This window comes from Flavobacterium sp. W21_SRS_FM6 (assembly GCF_052119645.1).
Classification (GTDB): Bacteria; Pseudomonadota; Gammaproteobacteria; order Enterobacterales; family Alteromonadaceae; genus Paraglaciecola.
This window is the reverse complement of sequence record NZ_JBGQOM010000001.1, coordinates 302,357-320,454: the sequence shown is the minus strand read 5'-3', so window position 1 is coordinate 320,454 and position 18,098 is coordinate 302,357. Positions and strand designations below refer to the sequence as shown.

Here is an 18,098-nt window from a genome sequence, read left to right as displayed (position 1 = left end):
TCGTCAGGTTCCATTTTTAATTTTTTATCTGGGGTCAAAATGTTATCAGAGCAATGTAAAAATCGCTTCTCCCAAGCAGCCTTATTGTTTGTTTTGTTGTGTTGTCACAACATGGTCAGTGCTGAGCAATGGGTAGTGCATAGCCAAGAAGAATATGGTCATGCCGCAAAAAATATTAAAGCAGGCGATAAAATCGTTTTAGCTGACGGTGTTTGGCATGATTTTGAAATTTTATTCAAGGGCCAAGGTACGGAAAAACAACCTATTGAATTAACGGCGCAAACGAAAGGGCAAGTTATATTGTCAGGCCAGTCAAATCTGCGTTTAGCCGGTGAATATTTAGTGGTATCTGGTTTGGTATTTAAAAATGGTTATAGCCCGACGGGTGAAGTTATCTCCTTTCGTCAAAATGCCAGCACATTGGCAAATCATAGTCGGGTAACGGAAACAGTCATCGACCACTTTAATAACCCCGACAAGTTTTCGTCCGATAGCTGGGTATTAATGTATGGCCAGCATAATCGCTTTGATCATAACCATATCGTCGGTAAAAGTAATGCGGGTGTGACCATGGCAGTGCGCTTAAATAATGAGGCAAGCCAACAGAACCACCATCAGATTGACCATAATTATTTTGGTCCTCGGCCTATTTTAGGCTCTAACGGCGGAGAAACATTACGGATTGGCACAAGTCATTATTCACTCAGTGATTCATTTACTGTTGTAGAAAACAACTATTTTGACCGCTGCAACGGGGAGGTAGAAATTATCTCCAACAAATCGGGTAGTAATACGTTCCGTAACAACGTTTTTTTTGAATCTCGCGGCACCTTGACCTTACGCCATGGCAGCGGAAATTTGGTGGAAGGCAATGTGTTTTTGGGAAATGGTCAAGATCATACTGGTGGCATACGCGTTATTAATGGCAACCAAACCATCCGTAATAATTATTTATCTGGCTTGACTGGAACCCGCTTTGGTGGTGGTTTGGTGGTCATGAATGGTGTACCTAACTCTAAAATTAACCGCTATCACCAAGTGGATAATGCTTTAATTGAAAACAATACCTTAATTGATGTGAGTAACATCAATTTAGCCGCTGGTAGTGATGAAGAGCGCACAGCAGCGCCTATTAATAGCCATTTTAAAAACAACCTTATCATTAATAGAAATAAACAAGACCCTTTTCACTTATTGGATGACGTAAGCGGAATAGCATTTTCTAACAATGCTATGAGTCAAGCCGCGCCGAGTGAAATTGAAAATGGGTTTGAGCTTGTTAGCGCGGAATTAGTCATGGCAGAAAACGGTTTGTGGTATCCAAGCGACATAAAATCCGTTGAGCTAGGTGCATCGAGAAATCTTCAGCCCATCACTAAAGCGCAAGTGGGTGTTACTTGGTATGAGAAACAATCGAAACCCGTGGATTTTAGCGCAGGCAAGCAAACTACCATCAGCAATAGCGAACAATTGGTTCTAGGCCTAAAAACAGCAGAACGGGGCGAGCAATTTATATTGGCTGACGGCGAATATATCTTAGACAAGATCATGGAAATCAACACCGTGGTGAGTATTCAAGCTGAAAATCCTGGTAAAGCCATCTTATTTAATTTGCGCCCAGTGATGCTTGAAATTGCTGATGGTGGCAGCTTAAAACTGCAAGGTTTGGTAATTGATGGTAAAGATGCTGTTGATTCTGCAGGTAATGTGCTTATTCGCACGACTAAATTGCCTACTTTGCAAAACTACACACTGATAGTTGACCAAGTAAAGGTTCGCCATCTTAATGTGAATCACTCATATCACGTATTTGATGCAGGCTATCGTAGCCTTGCAGATTTAATCAGTATCACCAATAGTGAATTTGTTGACGTCACTGGCGACATATTAAAACTAAATAAAGAGCTTGATGACTTGGGTATTTACAATGCGGAATACGTGGTGATGAACAACAATCGTTTTACCAATGTACAGGGTGCTATTGCGACTATCTACCGCGGAGGCACGGATGAAAGTACCTTTGGCCCTCATCTTGAATTCAGCCAAAACACTGTGTTAAACAGCGGCACTGGTAAACGTAATAAAGTAGGTGCAACGCTTTTATTGCATGGTACTCAAGTTAATCTCATTACGGGCAATTCATTTGGCTCATCTGCACCGGTTGTGCTCGAACATACCGTGGGAGAACCACGTACCACCATTACAAATAACCAATTTGAACAAACCCCTAAGCCTGTAATTAAGCAACTTTTTCCTTTGAGTGGGGCCGTACTGAGTATGTCTGGGAATACTTACTAGTAACTACACTTAACAATCGGAGCGTTAAACGGCATAAGTTTGATGACTCAAAAGTTTAGAATGAGTAGATAAATACGCAATTTTTTGCGTTTTTGTCCCCGTAAAGTCTGTTAAATTGAGTGGTATCGAAATGAAAATAAAAAACTTACGCTGGTGGGTCATAGCGTTAATTGCGCTAGCTACCGTTATTAACTACATAGATCGCTCGGCGCTGAGCGTACTTTGGCCAGATATCGTTGAGGAGCTATTTCCTGATGAATCGGCATTAGAGCGTAAGCAAATATACGCCAATATTTCTATTGTGTTCATTTTATCCTATGCCTTTGGGCAAGCCATTTTTGGTAAAATATTTGACTGGGTAGGTACACGCTTAGGCTTTGTACTGTCTATCGGAATTTGGTCTCTTGCCACTGCCGCTCATGCTTTAGCCCAAGGTGTGTTGAGTTTTAGTATTGTTCGCGCAGTATTAGGTGTAGCTGAAGCTGGAAACTGGCCGGGTGCCGCTAAAAGTAATGCCGATTGGTTTCCCACTAAAGAGCGAGCGCTTGCCCAGGGTATTTTTAACTCTGGAGCCGCTATTGGCGGTATTATTGCTATTCCGCTGATTGCCTATTTAACCGTTTTTTTTAATTGGCAAATGGTTTTTGTGGTCATTGGTTTAGTGGGCTTGTTATGGCTTATTCCGTGGATTATTTTGGTTAAAGCACCACCTAAAGAGCACCCTTGGATCACCGAAGAGGAGCGTCACTACATCCTTAGCGGTCAAAGAGTAACGGATGTTCAAGCTGACTCAGATGAAGAAGAATATAACCCTTCGACCGTTGAACTGCTCTCACGTAAGCAAAGCTGGGGCGTAATTATTGCTTCAGCGGCCATTGATCCTATTTGGTGGTTGTTTGTATTTTGGATCCCAATTTACCTTAACGAAGTGTACGCAATGGACGTTAAGTCGATTGGCATTTATGGTTGGGTACCTTATGTAGGCGCAATGTTGGGCGCATGGTTTGGTGGCCTGTTAGCGCAAAATCGTATCAAAGCGGGTTGGAACACAGACAAAACACGTAAACTCACTATCACACTGGGCTGCCTAATTATGTTGCCAGCTCTCCTTGCTATGGCTAACCCAGGTGGCCCCACTACCGCAGTTATCATTATGGCCGTTATCTTATTTGGATTTCAAACTACTATCGGCAACGTGCAAACTTTGCCAAGCGACCTGTATGGTAAAAAAGCAGTGGGAAGCTTGTCAGGTTTTGCGGGCATGGCGGCTAAGTTAGGCGCACTGGGATTAACCGCTTTAGTACCTTGGCTTACCGCCGATGGCAACTACACTCCAGCATTCGTTATTGGGGCATCTTTAGCCATTATTGCTATGCTGGCAGTTTGGATACTTATTCCAAAAATCGAACCTTTAAAAAGTACTAAATAAGGGTTTAATTAGAAAAATTCTTAGCTTAAGCAAGCTTATAAGCTATTACGATCCAAGGTTTATTATGCAAAAAATAGTGTTATTTGGTGAATGCATGCTTGAGTTACGTCAAGGTGGCGAGGGTAATATCATGCACCGCTCATTTGCGGGTGACGTGTTTAATACCGCAGTTTATTTAAAGCGAGCTTTTTTTGAACATCAAGTGAGTTTTATGTCTGGTGTGGGCCACGATGTGATCAGCCAAGAATTAGCAGCAAACTGTCAAGCTGAAGGATTGCAAACTAGCTTGCTACGACGCAGCGCCTCTCATAATCCTGGAATCTATTTGGTACAAACAGATGAACATGGTGAGCGTTCATTTTTGTATTGGCGCGAAAATTCAGCAGCTCGTCAGATGATGAAATTATTGGATGACGATATTCGTAATACTGTGTGTAAGGCGGATCTATTCTTTTTCTCTGGTATATCGCTGGCTATTCTTGCACCTGAAGATCGTGCCACGTTTTGGCAATTTTTAAGTGAGTTACAAGAGGCGGGCGTCACCATCGCGTTTGACCCTAACTACCGCGCGCGTTTATGGCAGAGTGAAGACGATGCTAGGCATCAATTTTCTTTGGCCTTTGCAGCTAGCGCCATTGTATTACCCGGTATAGAGGACTTTGCCACCCTTTATGGACATCAAACTCTTGAGGACGTTGTGGCTTTTTGTGCTCCTTTTAACATCAAAGAGCTAATTATTAAAAATGGCCCGAGTTCAGTTTTTTGCAAAACTGAGTACTGTCATTTTAGTCTGCCTGTAGAACCTGTTAAAAAGGTAGTAGACACCACTTCGGCGGGTGATTCGTTCAACGGAGTGTATTTAGGCGCAAGGCAAGCGGGTTACGACATCAAATTGGCGGTCGAACTTGCTGCAAAAGCAGCTGGACTAGTTATTCAATTTCCCGGAGCAATTGTTCCAAATGAGAATTTTAGTGAACTTATTCGTGCGCAATTATTGGCATTTGAACATCAAGCGAGCTAACTGTTTACAAAGCAAAAGTTCATTTTTATAAGGGGTAAGTGAGTATTGATAAACTGTAACATCATGACTCACTTACACAGAAAAGCACCTCCCGGAGTAAAACGTCGAAACTGGGCGCTAAGGGAAGGTGTTTAATAATAGAGTTATAAGCAATGACAAACATTGCAAAGAGCCCCCAGTTTTAGGTAGGTAGTTAAATTAGGTATTCATAAATGCTCGTTACATCGTATTTACCCCTCGCGTTTTGTAACGCGTAGCGGCACCTCGATACTCTGTATAAGTACTGTGAATTTTCCGTTTTAACCCTATGCGTGCATAGTCGAAGACGCGCAACTATTAATTGTTAGAGGGGAAATTATGCCTATTATTGGATTTCCGGTTGAGACAAAACCGGGGGAAAAACGCTGTGCATTATTGCCAGCCAACGTAAAAGCTTACACCTTATTAGGTGCCAGTGTATTAATCGAGAAAGGCTTAGGTGAGCCGCTCCACATCAGTGATGATGACTATGTTCAAGCTGGCGCGCAAGTAGCTGACAATCGTGACGTTTTACTGAAAAAGTCAGACATTGTCTTGGCTTTACATAAATTACCTAGCTCAGAATTACGCTCACTTAAAGCCGGTGCATTACTCGTGAGTTATCTCGATCCCTTTAATGAATCGGCCTATATTCAACAACTTTGTGATGCTGATTTATCCAGCATAAGCATGGAAATGATCCCGCGCATCAGCCGTTGTCAAAAAATGGATGCCTTAAGTTCACAGGCCAGTTTAGCGGGTTATGTGATGGTTATGCAGGCGGCGAATGCCCTTGAAACTGTGTTACCAATGATGATGACACCAGCCGGTACCTTAAAACCTGCCAAGGTCTTTATTATCGGGGCAGGGGTAGCAGGCTTGCAAGCTATTGCGACTGCAAAACGCTTAGGGGCAAGCGTGACAGCCTTCGATACTCGAAGCGTAGTTGCTGAACAAGTGCGTTCCCTTGGCGCGAAATTTTTAGATATTGATTTAGGCCAAACCGGTGAAACCGGACAAGGTTATGCCCAAGCTTTAAGCTCAGAACAAATGCAAATTCAGCAACGCGAGCAAGCAAAATGTATTGCTGATTCGGATATTGTCATCACCACGGCGCAGTTATTTGGTCGCAAACCGCCTGTATTGATCGACCAAAAGACCATCGCGTCAATGCGCCCTGGTAGCGTGATTGTGGATATGGCCGCTGAAAATGGCGGTAATGTGGTGGGTTCAGTTTCTGGTGAAACCGTTCAAATTCATGATGTGAATGTCATTGGTACCGGTTTTTGGGCCAATGGTGTGGCTAAACACGCCAGCCAAATGTATGCCAGTAATGTATTTAATTTGATTAGCGAATTTTGGGATAAAGCGTCAAATCAGTTTGCTTTAGATGTTGAAGACGAAGTGTTGTCAGCTTGTGTGATTAGTCACCAAGGTCAGGTAGTACACAAGATGATCAACGATTTTTATCAACAACATGGCGTGCCTATGCATGCTAAAGCAACGCAAATGACAGCGGAGGCCTAAGATGGACGCAATTTATTTACTCTTTATTTTAATGTTGTCGATCTTTGTCGGCTTCGAACTTATCCAAAAAGTACCTGCTACTTTGCATACTCCGCTGATGTCAGGAGCGAATGCTATTTCCGGTATTACCGTGGTGGGTGCGTTAGTGCTTGCTGGTGATGAAACCCTAGGAGACTACGCCATGTACTTGGGCGCGTTTGCCGTTTTTCTTGCCACTATTAATGTAGTGGGTGGGTATTTAGTTACTGATCGCATGCTCGCCATGTTCAAGAAAAAGAAGTAGGAAATGGCCATGTTAGAATTATCAACCAATAGCGCTTTATTAATTAATTTCGTTTACGTTATCGCCGCAGCTTTATTTATCTTTGGTCTAAAACTCTTAGGTCATCCTTCTACAGCTCGTAAAGGTAACGCCCTATCTTCATTGGCTATGCTATTAGCCATTGTAGTGACCTTACTCGACCTTAACATTGTAAATTATCAATGGATCATCATCGCCATGATAGCTGGCTCAGTTGTGGGGATTTTTGCTGCACGCTTAGTCGCCATGACAGCCATGCCTGAGATGGTTTCTTTGCTTAACGGCATTGGCGGTTTAGCCAGTTTGTTTGTGGCATGGTCTGCGATGGTTTCACCCAATACTATGTCGGTGTTTATTTTACTGGTCACCTTCTTAGCCTTACTCATTGGTGGCGTGACCTTTTCTGGCAGTATTGTGGCATGGGGCAAACTCAGTGAGCGTATTGTTGGCCGCCCTATTATGTTTCGCGGTCAAGCAATCGTTAATTTATTAGTGGTCTTGGCCGTTATTGCCAGTGGGGTGATGTTTATCTTATTCCCGCAGGAACCCCGTTATTTATGGTTAGCCATCAGCCTATCATTATTGTTTGGCGTTATGTTGGTTATACCCATTGGTGGTGCTGATATGCCGGTGGTCATTTCATTACTAAATAGTTATTCAGGCCTTGCCGCCTGTGCGGCGGGTTTTGCCTTGCACAATAACTTATTGATTGTGGCAGGCTCTCTGGTTGGCGCTAGCGGTATCATCCTCACGCAAATCATGTGTAAAGCGATGAATCGTTCCTTAGTAAACGTGCTGTTTAGTGGCTTCCAATCGGTAAGCAACGAAAAAATGGTTATCGAAGGAGAAGTCAAAGCCTTATCAGCTGACGATGCTTATTACGTGCTAGAAGCTGCGCAATCCGTGGTTGTTGTGCCGGGGTATGGTATGGCGGTAGCCCAAGCACAGCATGCCATGAAAGAGTTACAAGTATTACTTGAAGCAAACGGCGCAGAAGTGGCTTACGCCATTCATCCGGTAGCTGGTCGTATGCCTGGCCATATGAATGTACTGCTGGCAGAGGCAGATGTGTCGTATGAGCAATTATTTGAAATGGACGAAATCAATAAGCGCATTGAAACCTTCGATGTGGCGATGGTGATTGGCGCCAATGATGTGGTAAACCCCGCAGCCCGCGAGATGAAAGGAAGCCCGATCTACGGAATGCCGGTGATTAACGCTGATTTAGCGAAAAATGTCTTTGTCCTTAAACGGGGGATGGCATCAGGCTTCGCCGGTGTTGACAATCCTTTGTTTTTCAAACCGAATTGCCGAATGATTTTCGGCGATGCAAAAGAAACCTTAAATAACATAATTCGTCAGTTTGACCATTAACTAGAGAACTCATATGCAATCAATATCATCACTGTTAGGCACACAAACCCTATTGCCAATTATTCAAACCAATTCGGTTGAGGAAGGCGTAAAAATCGCCCATGCCATGGAGCAAGCTGGCTTGCACAGTGTAGAAGTCGTGTTACGAAGCGACGCTTCTTTACAAGCACTTAGCGAAATTAAAAAAGCATTTCCTAAGATGTTAGTGGGGGCGGGTACAGTGTATAACACGACGATATTGGATGCAGCCATTCAAGCTGGGGCTGACTACATCGTTACCCCAACGGTCACTAATTCTTTGTTACTTGCCATGCAAGGTAGCGGCGTTCCGTTTATTCCAGGTGTGCAAAATATGCGAGACATCGCCGAGGTGATGGAGCATGGTGTGACAGAAATGAAGTTATTTCCTGCGGAACTGTCAGGCGGAATCGCATTTCTAAATGCGATCTCGTCACTGTTTAAACACATTCAGTTTTGCCCTACTGGCGGTATTAGCCCGGCGAACAAAGATAGCTATTTAGCTCTACCTAATGTGTTCGCTGTAGGTGGAACATGGGTGTCTAAAGCCGACTGGGTTGCAGCTGGACAATGGGACGAAATTACCAAGGCATGTAAAGCAGCCAATAGTTTCAATAAAGCTGCTTAAAAAAACAGCATCTCGTACTGTGTTTGCAACAAAATACTTGCAAGCGCAGTACGCCTCGCTATAATGCGCTCCTCTTGAAAAAGCACACAGTAATTTTAAGAGACCAATGCCTGTAAAGATTGCATTATTGATTAACTGATAAGTTAGTAAACAATGCCAGAGTGGCGAAATTGGTAGACGCAGCGGATTCAAAATCCGCCGCTAGTGATAGTGTGCCGGTTCGAGTCCGGCCTCTGGTACCAAACTTTACAAGCAAACAATAAACCGACCATGTGTCGGTTTTTTTACGTCTGCAGAAAGTGAGCGGCAAGTAAGGTTGTTTTTAGAGGAAATGAATTGGCCGGACACTACGCGTCTGAATCTTCGGTAGCAAGCTGAGTAGCCCAGATCTTCACCCATCGGAACAGACTACAGGACAAATCTGTAGTAATTGGAATAATACCAAACAATTACTCTCGTCTTTAGTTTAGCCTGTTGACACTCAGTTTTTATTCAAAGCATAAGAGTGACAGTAAATTCGTTGAGTATTAAGTAAATAATTTATAAGATGACCCGACAGGGATTTCACACTAACGTTCAACACTACATTTTATCTAGAGTCACAGTATGTCAGCGAAGATGCGGCAGATAGGTACGCAGTAGGTAAAGCAATGATAGCGCGATGTAAGTTAGCCGAGCTTTACCTCTAACAAGGAGCAGTATGAGTTTTAGAAATAGTCTTAAAGATTACATAGAAGACGATCATTCCCGCCTAGAAAACCATCCCAAAATGACCTTGTATAGCTCAGGAATAGTAAGTGAACGAGAGTTTGTCGAAATATTAACAATCCTATCTTCTTTTTGGCACAGTGCTTGTCCTGATAACAATGCGTTACCGCAGGAATACCGGTCCTTTTTATCTGAATACAGAGCCGCTTTAAGTGTTGATATTGGCTGCCCTGCAGGCGTTCGGCATTCTTTTCAGAAAGAGTACGACGAAGTCGCTTTTTTTTATCTTTTGTTGGGCTCAAGTCATGGCGCTAGATTCATGCTAAAAAAGTTGGCGTCTACCCATTTACCAATCAGTCATATTAAGATCTTATCTGAGCGCGGACCTAAACTGTGGAAACCCTTCATTGATGATCATTTAGAGACTGTAAATACAGATCGCAGGCTCTTAGTGAGAGAAAGTGCTAAAAGACTTTTTACAGATTTGCATCTCTGTCTAAGTAATTAACAGGTTTAAAATGAAATTAGACATAAACAAACTGAACTTCGATAAATGTGAAAATGAAAAAATCCACATTCCTGAGTCTATTCAGGCTTACGGATATTTGTTCGCACTTGATAACCAAGACGGCAAAATTAAAATCATTAGTGAAAATGTAAAAGATTTATTGAAAGACGGAGATATTCTTGACTCCAATTTTTTCGACCTGATTGATGACAATAAAAAAGATTACGATTTTTTCAAAGAAACATACCAACGAGCCAGAAAGCAACAAACGAGATTGCCCATTCAAGTCAAGTTTAAATCCAATTTGATGAAATTTGATTTAACCTCGGAATTTTACGCGGTAGTGTATGACAGTGGTAATTATTTCGTCGTAGAATTGGAGCCGGCTTCTGAATTTCGCACGACATATTCAGCAATCCATCACATGAAGCTGTATGCGAAAACAGTGGCTCCCAAGTTTGAAGAATTCAAAACACTTGATGAGATCGCTCAACATATTGTTACAACGATAAAGTTTATTACTAAAATGGAACGAGTAGTACTTTATAAGTTTAATGATGATGAGTCTGGGCAGGTTATTGCAGAAGCGAAAGTCGATGATATAGACAGCTATCTCGGCTTATTCTATCCAGCGTCAGATATCCCGAAACAGGCAAGAGAGCTGTATAAAAAAAATTGGGTGAGAATCGCACCCGACGTTGATATGGCTGCCTCTTTACTTATTTCGTCCACGTCTGAAGACAGTCGCGCCCCCTTGGATATGACCTACTCCATTTTGCGAAGCATGTCTCCCATACATCTGCAATATATCCGCAATCAAGGCCTGCGTGCCTCTATGTCAGTGTCGCTGGTTACACACAACAAACTTTGGGGCTTGATCTCATGTCATTCTAGGCAGAGTTGTTATATCCCACAGAATATTCGCCTTGAATGCGAAAATATTTCGCAACTTTTCAGTTGGCATCTATACGCTAAAGAAGAAGAGATTCAGATAAATAAGAGAAATGCTGCTGAAAGTAAAGTCAATGCAATGCTAGATATGGTGACAATCGACAACTCTATTATTGACGTGTTTAATTCTCAGGAAGAAGAAATACTAGGCATTATGGAGGCAGATGGATTTATTTTTTACTCTGAGCAAGAAACGGTTTCACTGGGCATAGTGCCCGAATTAAATGTTATTCATCAGTTGATTGCTGAATTTGACAGTGGTCAAGATAAAATTTACATATCAAATAATGTGACAAAGACTATTGAAGACAGAAAGCGTTTAAATGGTATTAGAGGTGTGATGTTAATTCCGCTTGGTTTGCAGAAAGGATACTACACCGCATGGTTTAGAAAAGAACATAGACAAATTGAAAAGTGGGTGGGTGCGGCCGATGAAAAACAGGCAACAAGTTCAAAGCAAGAACGCCTCACGCCACGAGCTGACTTTAGAGTGTATGACAGAGAAGTTACCGACCAGAGTATAAAATGGGATCAGAGCGACACTGAGGTCGCAGGCCGCTTTAATCGTGTATTTATGGCCCATGCATTAGAGATGCAAGAGCGAATGCGTGTCAGACTTATTCAAATGAGTGTCCAAGATGAGTACAGAAATGATTTTCTTGCCACTTTAGCCCATGAATTGAGAAACCCACTTGCACCAATCAGTAGTGGCATTGAAGTGTTGAGATCGTCACCGAATATGCAAGTGATGGAAAAGGTACTAACCACTATTGAGCGCCAAGTAAAAAACATGACGGTAATGGTTAATGATCTCATGGAAATCTCTCGAATCACGAAAGGCAAGCTTAAAATTGAAAAACACCCCATGTCGATTCAGCATGTCGTTAAGGATGCGTTAGAGTCGTGCGAAAGGTTAGTAATTGGAAAGCAACATAATTTAAAGAGTGATTTGATCACTACCGACTGCTTCGTAAGAGGCGATAGAACCCGCTTAGAGCAAGTTTTTACGAATATCATTAACAATTCTATTAAGTACACGCCTGAAGGGGGGAATATAAGTGTCGAGATGGAAGCAAATGACTCTCATGTTGTCATTAAAATCATTGATGACGGGATAGGGATCCCACTTGATAAGATCCAAGAAATTTTCACCATGTTTACTCAGGTAGAATCCGAATCTAAACACTCTAAAAGTGGCTTGGGTATAGGTTTGACTCTGGTTAAGAGTTTGGTCGAGCTTCATGAGGGAGAAATTATCGTCCGCAGTGATGGTCTCAATCAGGGTTGCGAAGTAGAAGTTAAGCTCCCCATCATTACTGCCATAGATGACTTGCAAAATCTACCCAAAGTAAAATCAACGAACTCAAATATGCGAAAAAATCGTGTCATGATCGTTGACGACAGTGTTGATATTTTGGGTATGTATAAAATATTATTAGAACAATCAGGTTACATTGTTGAAACGGTTTCGAATCCAACCCAAGCAACTAGTGTTTTTCAGTTGTTTTGCCCCGATTTTGTATTTTTGGATATTGGCATGCCACAATTAGATGGGTATACATTGTGCGGTCTACTTTCAAGACTTCCTGAAGCTTCTCATACTAAATTTATTTGCCAATCAGGCTGGGGTACGAAAAGCGACGTCCAAAAAGCTTACGATGCAGGTTTCATCAAACACTTAGTGAAGCCCGTTAACAGGCAAAAGTTAGAAGATACCTTAAAAGAGCTTCAAGATTCAGATTAAGTGTGGCTCGTATCGAACTGACTGCCCCGTTTTCGTAGGAGCACTATTTTTTGAATCAAGACTGCGGTAATAAACGTATCAAATAAACAATTAACTTGGCTCAGTCGGTTATTTTTGCCAGTAGGAAAGCGAGTGTAGATGGGTAGGCAGCGGAAGTTACATCTACACGTTTATGATCTGCAATCTAATTCACATCTCGAAAACTGCTTTTGTATTAACTGCTTCGTTTGCCCTCCATGGCGGTCGCTTGTCTGAGTGGTAAACCCGAAAGGCGTTTCGCGTCTCAATGATGACACTTAATTCAATGTAATTCGTGATATTTTGGTAGTGCTCAACTTGATGAAAGTTGGAGTTGAAGTTGCGTCACATCGCATCGGTCACGGTTTTACTGTCAACAAACTGTTCAAAACTGACTATTTTGCTGTCTTTAAGTTGCCATAAATGCGCGACTCTGGCTTTGAAAGATATGCCTGTGGCCTTATATGTACCACTATAAGTGCCAAAAGCAACGACTTTATCGCCGTTAGCCACATAGTCTTCTACTGCAAAGTTGTAGTCATTCCATTCACTGGCTAAACGAGCAAATACGTTGCGTTCAATCTGTTCAATACCCTGATAGGTTCCGGCATAAGGAAATCCGGCGGCTTCAGTCCAGCGAGTTTCATTTGTAATGTAACGCTTTAGATTCTTGCCATTTTCTTCTGAAGTACTTCCTTCATAAGTGCTTTTTACAATATCAAGATTAGTCATGGTATTAGCCTCTGTATTTGCTTGAATTGTGCATGCTTGCAATAAACAAAGCACAATTACTGCCTTTGATAAAATCAGTAGCGGTTTCATTAAATTTCTCCATAGCGGATGGGTAGAAGAACGTTTCGAGCTAAACAGTTCGAAACGTCAGCATCACTTTAAACAGCTGGTTATTGGCCCCACTTCATTTCGCCCATTATCACTTTTGCGCTTAAAGTTAATATACTGTCGCTACCCACATCGGGGTACCGTGCTTTCATCTTAGCGATTAACTCGGCAGAGTTGCTTGATACTTTGGCGACTTTTTCAAAATCTTGGATATAGTGGCGGGTAAAATGAGCTGATTGAATCGTCATGGGTTTGTCGCCTAAAAAGTGACCAGGAATAACTGTTGTTGGCTCGAGTTGCTCGATCACTTCTAAGGTTTTGTACCAACGTTGCCGTGAATCTGGTGTTTGTGAATCAGCCAAGAAAACATGCATATTGCCGAATATTACAACACCACCCAAGACTGTTCGAGTGGAAGGGATGTACACGAAAGTGTGCTTGGGGTCGTGTCCTTCAAGTCCTAGGATGTTAACTTCCTCACCATCTACCATTAAGGTGTCGCCCTTTAATACCTCAGGTACAACTAGTGCTTGCGGCGCGTTGTCTTTTAAAATGGGACTCCAATAGGCCTTTTTAGGCTCCATAGACGCTTTGATATAGGCTTGAGTCTTGGCTGAGGCCAGCACTTTGGCTTTGGGGTAGGCAGTGGTAATGACATCCAAACCAAAGTAGAAATCGGGATCGCCATGGCTAATATAAATAGTGGTTAACTTTTTGCCTGATTGTTTAATCATGTCGACTAAGGTTTGAGCATCATTTCGCTGAAATTGAGCGTCAACTAAGATGGCCTCAGTAGGGCCAGTTATCAGCACGGAGCTGACTGGGAAAGTACTTTTTTCTTGAGGATTAAATACCGTAGTTTGAAGTGTTGCACTTACTGCGTTAGCTGATGAAAGTAGGAGTGAAGATAGGGCTCCTGCCTGAATTAATTTTACTAAAAATGTCATCTTAATCTCTGTCGTGTTGATTGAAGGTGGTGCCCTAACGGCTAGGGCTTGCAAAAATAAGTGTTAGACCAAACACGCCATGGCTGCTGATACCGATGGCGGTTAGGTTGTACCGGTTAAAAAATCTTAACCACGTCTTCAAAGCTGAGGCGAGGCCCTCGTGGGTAATTTTTTGAAGCGTCACCGTAGCCAATATTGATAATAAAGTTTGACTTGTAACGTCCATCTGCGAAGAAAGCGTCATCAAGCACCTTATTGTCAAAGCCGCTCATGGGGCTGCAATCTAAACCAAGACTGCGGGCGGCCATGATAAAATAAGCACCTTGTAAGGTGGAATTTCTAAAAGCAGTGGTTTCGCGCATGACTTCATTATTGGCAAACATATCTTTGGCTCCTGGGTTTGCAGGGAATAGCTTTGGCAAGTTATTATAAAACTGCGTATCCGAGGCAATAATGACCGTCGCTGGCGCGGCCATGGTTTTTTCTTGATTACCCGGTGCCAAAGCTTTCTTTAACTTTTCTTTGGCCTCAGTGCTCCTAACCACGACGTAATAGCCTGGCTGGCAATTCATCGATGTGGGGGCCCATTTCATTAAGTCATATAACTCTTGAATGAGTTCATCAGGCACTGGTTTGTTTAAAAATGCATTAAATGTGCGTGCGTCGCTAAACAACTGCGCTTGTGCTTTGCTATCTATTTTACTGTTCATGTTACTCTCCACTTTGTGTCGTAAAATTATTTGTAACTGTAAAAATTAGTTTTATGCAATGGTCTTCATTACGCGCTCAACATATTTCACCCATTGCTGGGGCTGACCGTAGTAAGCGCTGTGATCTAATTTAGTAAAGGCACCATCTGCGTGCTCAAATGCCAGTGTTGGGAATCCGTTTCCTGCAACTAATTCCAGCATATGTCGAGATTGAGCAATATGTTGTGCTGTTTTTGTGCCACTGAAGTCTGTGAAAGCCTTTAAAAATGCAGAGGTGCTTGCGCCAAGCTCTGCGGCAATAGCAGTCAAATTGGCGATGTCAGACTGAGAACGTCCCTTTACAAACTGGGCGATTTGTATTTTATGTAACATCGTTATTGGGTTTATACCAATTGAGCGGGCAGCTAATAGCGCGGTAGTCGGAATATCCGAATCAACAATACGGTGCTTATCTGCCAGTATGTTGGCATAGTAAGTTTGACTGAATATCTGGCCCGTTAGCGTTGTGATCCTTTGGTCCATCGCCATAATTTGTTGATGAAAATCCGCCGATAATATGCGTTTATTCGTACCTGAAAATAGTCCACCGCCATGCATGTTAATGTCGATATCTGAGCGCTCAATGAGAGCATCAATTAATGGGGCGGCGGCATAACACCATCCGCATTGTGGATCCAAAATAAAGTGTAAGGTCTTCATTTTACCTTCCTGTTTACGCTCTGCTTTAAATAATGAGTTAAGTCTAAATTGCAAAAACCTTGCAATAAATCCTAGTTTGGTTAATGGTTAGTTGCATATATCGAACATATAGGGTGAATAATGGACAGAATTACCGCGGCGCAGGTCTTTGTTAGCATAGTAGAGCAAGGCAGTATGGTAGGGGCCGCTCAAGCGTTGGATATGTCCCGCTCAATGGTAACTCGCTATCTCAATGAGATGGAAAACTGGGCTGATGCACAACTCTTACACCGTTCTACGCGAAAACTTACCCTTACCGCGGCAGGAGAAAAAGCCTTTGTTACTTGTCGCTCTTTATTGAGTTTTGCCCAAGAGGTATCAATGCCAATTGAGCAAGATCATGAGGCCCAGCCCGAGGGAACTATTCGCATTGCCTGTTCACAGTTTGTTGCTGGTGAATTGCTTCCTCGCGTGGTGGACCGCTTTTTAGATGACTACCAAAAAGTGCACATAGATATTCATGTCAGCAATCAGGTGACTAATTTGGTTGAAGATCGAATAGATTTGGCGATACGGATAACCAATGATCTCGATCCTAATATTATTGCGCGGCATTTAGGACGCTGCCGCTCGATATTATGTGCCACTGAGGAGTATTTAAAACAAAATGGGCATCCCGTGTACCCAGATGATCTCGTTAAGCATAACTGTCTCATTTATTCCAATTTTGGCAAAAGCTTGTGGCATTTTACCAAAGATGAACAAGCTGTTGTGGCAGCCGTGTCCGGTAATTACAGCGCAAATGAATCCATGTTATTGTTGCACTCTGTTCTCAAAGGGAGGGGCATTTCGTTACAACCCCACTATGCAGTGCAGCCGTTAATCAAAGAGAGAAAGCTGGTGCACGTATTACCTAACTATGAACCGAATTCATTAGGTATTTACGCGATATACCGCTCGCGAAAACATCAATCTATCGCCATCAGAAAGTTACTCGACCGTTTGGTTGAGTATTTTAAGCAAGTTGAAACTTAAGCCATGTCGTTTAAAGTAAGGTTTTGCATCAGATAACCTGCGTCTATTAACCCGCTAATTAGCAAAAATAGTGGTGGCTTTCTCCGGATTTTCGTTTGCTCATAAAGCAGCTTTATGGTTTATTCTCAGGTATTCTTTACTTGATCATTTAGTGAACTTCACCTTGGCACTTGGTTTTTTTGTAATTGGCAATCCTCTTTGCCCTCTTCTTCTAATACGCTTTTAAGTCCTTGAGTAAAGTAAGTAGTGCGAGATTTATGTGATATGACATCAATAGACCTTATTATTTTTGATTGTGATGGTGTGCTCATCGACAGCGAGATTATGAGTAAAAAAACACTGCAAATCGAATTGCCCAAGCTAGGTATCAATATTGACGACACTTACTTTATGCAACACTTTTTAGGACGGAGTTTTTCTCACGTAAAGGAAAAACTCTTTGCTGATTTCCAGATCGCTTTGCCAAACGACTTTGAAATAACTTATCGCGATATTTTGTTGCAAGATTTTGAGCGAGACCTGGTTACCACACCTGATATTATTTGGCTTTTAGAACACCTGAAAGTCAATTTTTGCTTAGCTACGAGTAGTAGTCGACCCCGAACAGTAAAAGCACTCAGTATTACCTCATTGGATAGGTATTTTACCACGAATGTTTATACAACATCTGAGGTGAAAAACGGTAAACCTGCCCCTGATCTTTTTTTACATGCCGCAAAATCTATGGGCGTAGCACCTGAAAAGTGTTTAGTTTTTGAAGACTCTTTATCGGGTATTCAAGCTGCAAAAGCCGCAGGGATGACAGTTTGTCGTTATACGGGCGGTAGCCACTTACTTAACTCTGATGCAATTGCAAAGGCTGAAGCAACTGACTATTTTACATTTAAACATTGGCGGGATATACCCAAACTGCTACCGTCAATCATTTTTAACGAGTAGTAATTGACGAGTAATATCTAAGCTTTCTATGGCTGAATCGCCACTCTGTATGCAAAACGCTCATTGTTATGCAATGTAACTTGAATTTTAACCAGCACAATGTGCTGTTTTGCTAGAGCACGGAGCGTCATTTGACAATCAGTTTTAACAGGTCCCATAACGTTTGTGTTTTTTTGCTGAGTGGATTAAAAGAACCACATAAATAAGCCTGACTTAATAATTAATAAAGTTTTGTTATTTATTAAAGGATTTAGCGTTATATTATGTCAAGCTGAAAGCTTTTAGTGTCCTAATTATTCGTTATAAGTCAGTCCCGCAAAAATAATCTGACAAAACTGTTAATAACAAGGGCGTAAAATTGTGCATAATCTGCCACGTAAAATCGAACTTTTAGCTAGAATTAAGA

15 protein-coding genes and 1 tRNA gene are annotated in these 18,098 nt (G+C 42.1%); 12 read left to right on the top strand and 4 right to left on the bottom strand.

The window, feature by feature from the left end; all coding sequences use genetic code 11:
* Window positions 1-39 precede the first annotated feature (39 nt).
* The 10 genes from ACEN2L_RS01390 (at window position 40) to ACEN2L_RS01345 (ending at window position 12,525) form a co-directional block, all read left to right on the top strand.
* The gene (locus ACEN2L_RS01390) at window positions 40-2,298 is read left to right on the top strand and encodes a polysaccharide lyase 6 family protein (RefSeq protein WP_441741441.1); all 2,259 of its coding nucleotides are present in this window, start codon (window positions 40-42) and stop codon (window positions 2,296-2,298) included.
* Between the two features lie 130 nt (window positions 2,299-2,428).
* On the top strand, window positions 2,429-3,727 hold the full coding sequence (locus ACEN2L_RS01385) for an MFS transporter (protein WP_441741440.1): 1,299 nt from the start codon (window positions 2,429-2,431) through the stop codon (window positions 3,725-3,727).
* A 64-nt stretch (window positions 3,728-3,791) separates the two neighbouring features.
* Window positions 3,792-4,748: a sugar kinase gene (locus tag ACEN2L_RS01380; protein WP_441741439.1), complete on the top strand. Its 957-nt coding sequence runs from the start codon at window positions 3,792-3,794 to the stop codon at window positions 4,746-4,748.
* A 357-nt stretch (window positions 4,749-5,105) separates the two neighbouring features.
* Entirely contained in the window at window positions 5,106-6,293 is a 1,188-nt protein-coding gene (locus ACEN2L_RS01375; RefSeq protein ID WP_441741438.1) for an NAD(P) transhydrogenase subunit alpha, read from the top strand.
* 1 nt (window position 6,294) lies between these two features.
* Window positions 6,295-6,576, top strand: a complete 282-nt coding sequence (locus ACEN2L_RS01370; protein ID WP_441741437.1) for an NAD(P) transhydrogenase subunit alpha — start codon at window positions 6,295-6,297, stop codon at window positions 6,574-6,576.
* Between the two features lie 9 nt (window positions 6,577-6,585).
* The gene (locus tag ACEN2L_RS01365) at window positions 6,586-7,968 is read left to right on the top strand and encodes an NAD(P)(+) transhydrogenase (Re/Si-specific) subunit beta (protein WP_306023186.1); all 1,383 of its coding nucleotides are present in this window, start codon (window positions 6,586-6,588) and stop codon (window positions 7,966-7,968) included.
* A 13-nt stretch (window positions 7,969-7,981) separates the two neighbouring features.
* On the top strand, window positions 7,982-8,614 hold the full coding sequence (eda, locus tag ACEN2L_RS01360) for a bifunctional 4-hydroxy-2-oxoglutarate aldolase/2-dehydro-3-deoxy-phosphogluconate aldolase (RefSeq protein ID WP_306023185.1): 633 nt from the start codon (window positions 7,982-7,984) through the stop codon (window positions 8,612-8,614).
* 155 nt (window positions 8,615-8,769) lie between these two features.
* Window positions 8,770-8,856: transfer RNA gene (locus tag ACEN2L_RS01355), tRNA-Leu, on the top strand.
* A 458-nt stretch (window positions 8,857-9,314) separates the two neighbouring features.
* Complete coding sequence (locus ACEN2L_RS01350; RefSeq protein ID WP_441741436.1) at window positions 9,315-9,830, top strand: hypothetical protein; 516 nt, start codon at window positions 9,315-9,317, stop codon at window positions 9,828-9,830.
* A 10-nt stretch (window positions 9,831-9,840) separates the two neighbouring features.
* Window positions 9,841-12,525 (top strand): ATP-binding protein, encoded by a 2,685-nt coding sequence (locus tag ACEN2L_RS01345; RefSeq protein WP_441741435.1) that lies wholly within the window; start codon window positions 9,841-9,843, stop codon window positions 12,523-12,525.
* Between the two features lie 363 nt (window positions 12,526-12,888).
* On the opposite strand, the gene ACEN2L_RS01340 is transcribed toward ACEN2L_RS01345, so the two are convergent.
* The 4 genes from ACEN2L_RS01340 to ACEN2L_RS01325 all read right to left on the bottom strand — a co-directional run bounded on the left by ACEN2L_RS01340 (window position 12,889) and on the right by ACEN2L_RS01325 (window position 15,739).
* On the bottom strand, window positions 12,889-13,365 hold the full coding sequence (locus ACEN2L_RS01340) for a nuclear transport factor 2 family protein (RefSeq protein ID WP_441741434.1): 477 nt from the start codon (window positions 13,363-13,365) through the stop codon (window positions 12,889-12,891).
* An 80-nt stretch (window positions 13,366-13,445) separates the two neighbouring features.
* Complete coding sequence (locus ACEN2L_RS01335; RefSeq protein WP_441741433.1) at window positions 13,446-14,330, bottom strand: MBL fold metallo-hydrolase; 885 nt, start codon at window positions 14,328-14,330, stop codon at window positions 13,446-13,448.
* Between the two features lie 116 nt (window positions 14,331-14,446).
* Window positions 14,447-15,040 carry a malonic semialdehyde reductase gene (locus ACEN2L_RS01330; RefSeq protein ID WP_441741432.1) on the bottom strand — a complete coding sequence of 198 codons (594 nt, stop codon included), beginning with the start codon at window positions 15,038-15,040 and terminating at the stop codon, window positions 14,447-14,449.
* 51 nt (window positions 15,041-15,091) lie between these two features.
* Window positions 15,092-15,739 (bottom strand): DsbA family protein, encoded by a 648-nt coding sequence (locus tag ACEN2L_RS01325; protein WP_441741431.1) that lies wholly within the window; start codon window positions 15,737-15,739, stop codon window positions 15,092-15,094.
* A 120-nt stretch (window positions 15,740-15,859) separates the two neighbouring features.
* Here ACEN2L_RS01325 and ACEN2L_RS01320 point away from each other — a divergent pair, with 120 nt between their 5' ends.
* Window positions 15,860-16,753, top strand: coding sequence for a LysR family transcriptional regulator (locus ACEN2L_RS01320; protein ID WP_441741430.1), 894 nt, complete (start codon window positions 15,860-15,862; stop codon window positions 16,751-16,753).
* 264 nt (window positions 16,754-17,017) lie between these two features.
* Entirely contained in the window at window positions 17,018-17,692 is a 675-nt protein-coding gene (locus ACEN2L_RS01315) for an HAD family hydrolase (RefSeq protein ID WP_441741429.1), read from the top strand.
* Window positions 17,693-18,098 lie beyond the last annotated feature (406 nt).

Coding starts and splice junctions, on each gene's coding strand:
- ACEN2L_RS01390 (WP_441741441.1), top strand. CDS start 40: ATGTTATCAGAGCAATGTAAAAATCGCTTCTCCCAAGCAGCCTTATTG.
- ACEN2L_RS01385 (WP_441741440.1), top strand. CDS start 2,429: ATGAAAATAAAAAACTTACGCTGGTGGGTCATAGCGTTAATTGCGCTA.
- ACEN2L_RS01380 (WP_441741439.1), top strand. CDS start 3,792: ATGCAAAAAATAGTGTTATTTGGTGAATGCATGCTTGAGTTACGTCAA.
- ACEN2L_RS01375 (WP_441741438.1), top strand. CDS start 5,106: ATGCCTATTATTGGATTTCCGGTTGAGACAAAACCGGGGGAAAAACGC.
- ACEN2L_RS01370 (WP_441741437.1), top strand. CDS start 6,295: ATGGACGCAATTTATTTACTCTTTATTTTAATGTTGTCGATCTTTGTC.
- ACEN2L_RS01365 (WP_306023186.1), top strand. CDS start 6,586: ATGTTAGAATTATCAACCAATAGCGCTTTATTAATTAATTTCGTTTAC.
- eda (WP_306023185.1), top strand. CDS start 7,982: ATGCAATCAATATCATCACTGTTAGGCACACAAACCCTATTGCCAATT.
- ACEN2L_RS01350 (WP_441741436.1), top strand. CDS start 9,315: ATGAGTTTTAGAAATAGTCTTAAAGATTACATAGAAGACGATCATTCC.
- ACEN2L_RS01345 (WP_441741435.1), top strand. CDS start 9,841: ATGAAATTAGACATAAACAAACTGAACTTCGATAAATGTGAAAATGAA.
- ACEN2L_RS01340 (WP_441741434.1), bottom strand. CDS start 13,365: ATGAAACCGCTACTGATTTTATCAAAGGCAGTAATTGTGCTTTGTTTA.
- ACEN2L_RS01335 (WP_441741433.1), bottom strand. CDS start 14,330: ATGACATTTTTAGTAAAATTAATTCAGGCAGGAGCCCTATCTTCACTC.
- ACEN2L_RS01330 (WP_441741432.1), bottom strand. CDS start 15,040: ATGAACAGTAAAATAGATAGCAAAGCACAAGCGCAGTTGTTTAGCGAC.
- ACEN2L_RS01325 (WP_441741431.1), bottom strand. CDS start 15,739: ATGAAGACCTTACACTTTATTTTGGATCCACAATGCGGATGGTGTTAT.
- ACEN2L_RS01320 (WP_441741430.1), top strand. CDS start 15,860: ATGGACAGAATTACCGCGGCGCAGGTCTTTGTTAGCATAGTAGAGCAA.
- ACEN2L_RS01315 (WP_441741429.1), top strand. CDS start 17,018: ATGACATCAATAGACCTTATTATTTTTGATTGTGATGGTGTGCTCATC.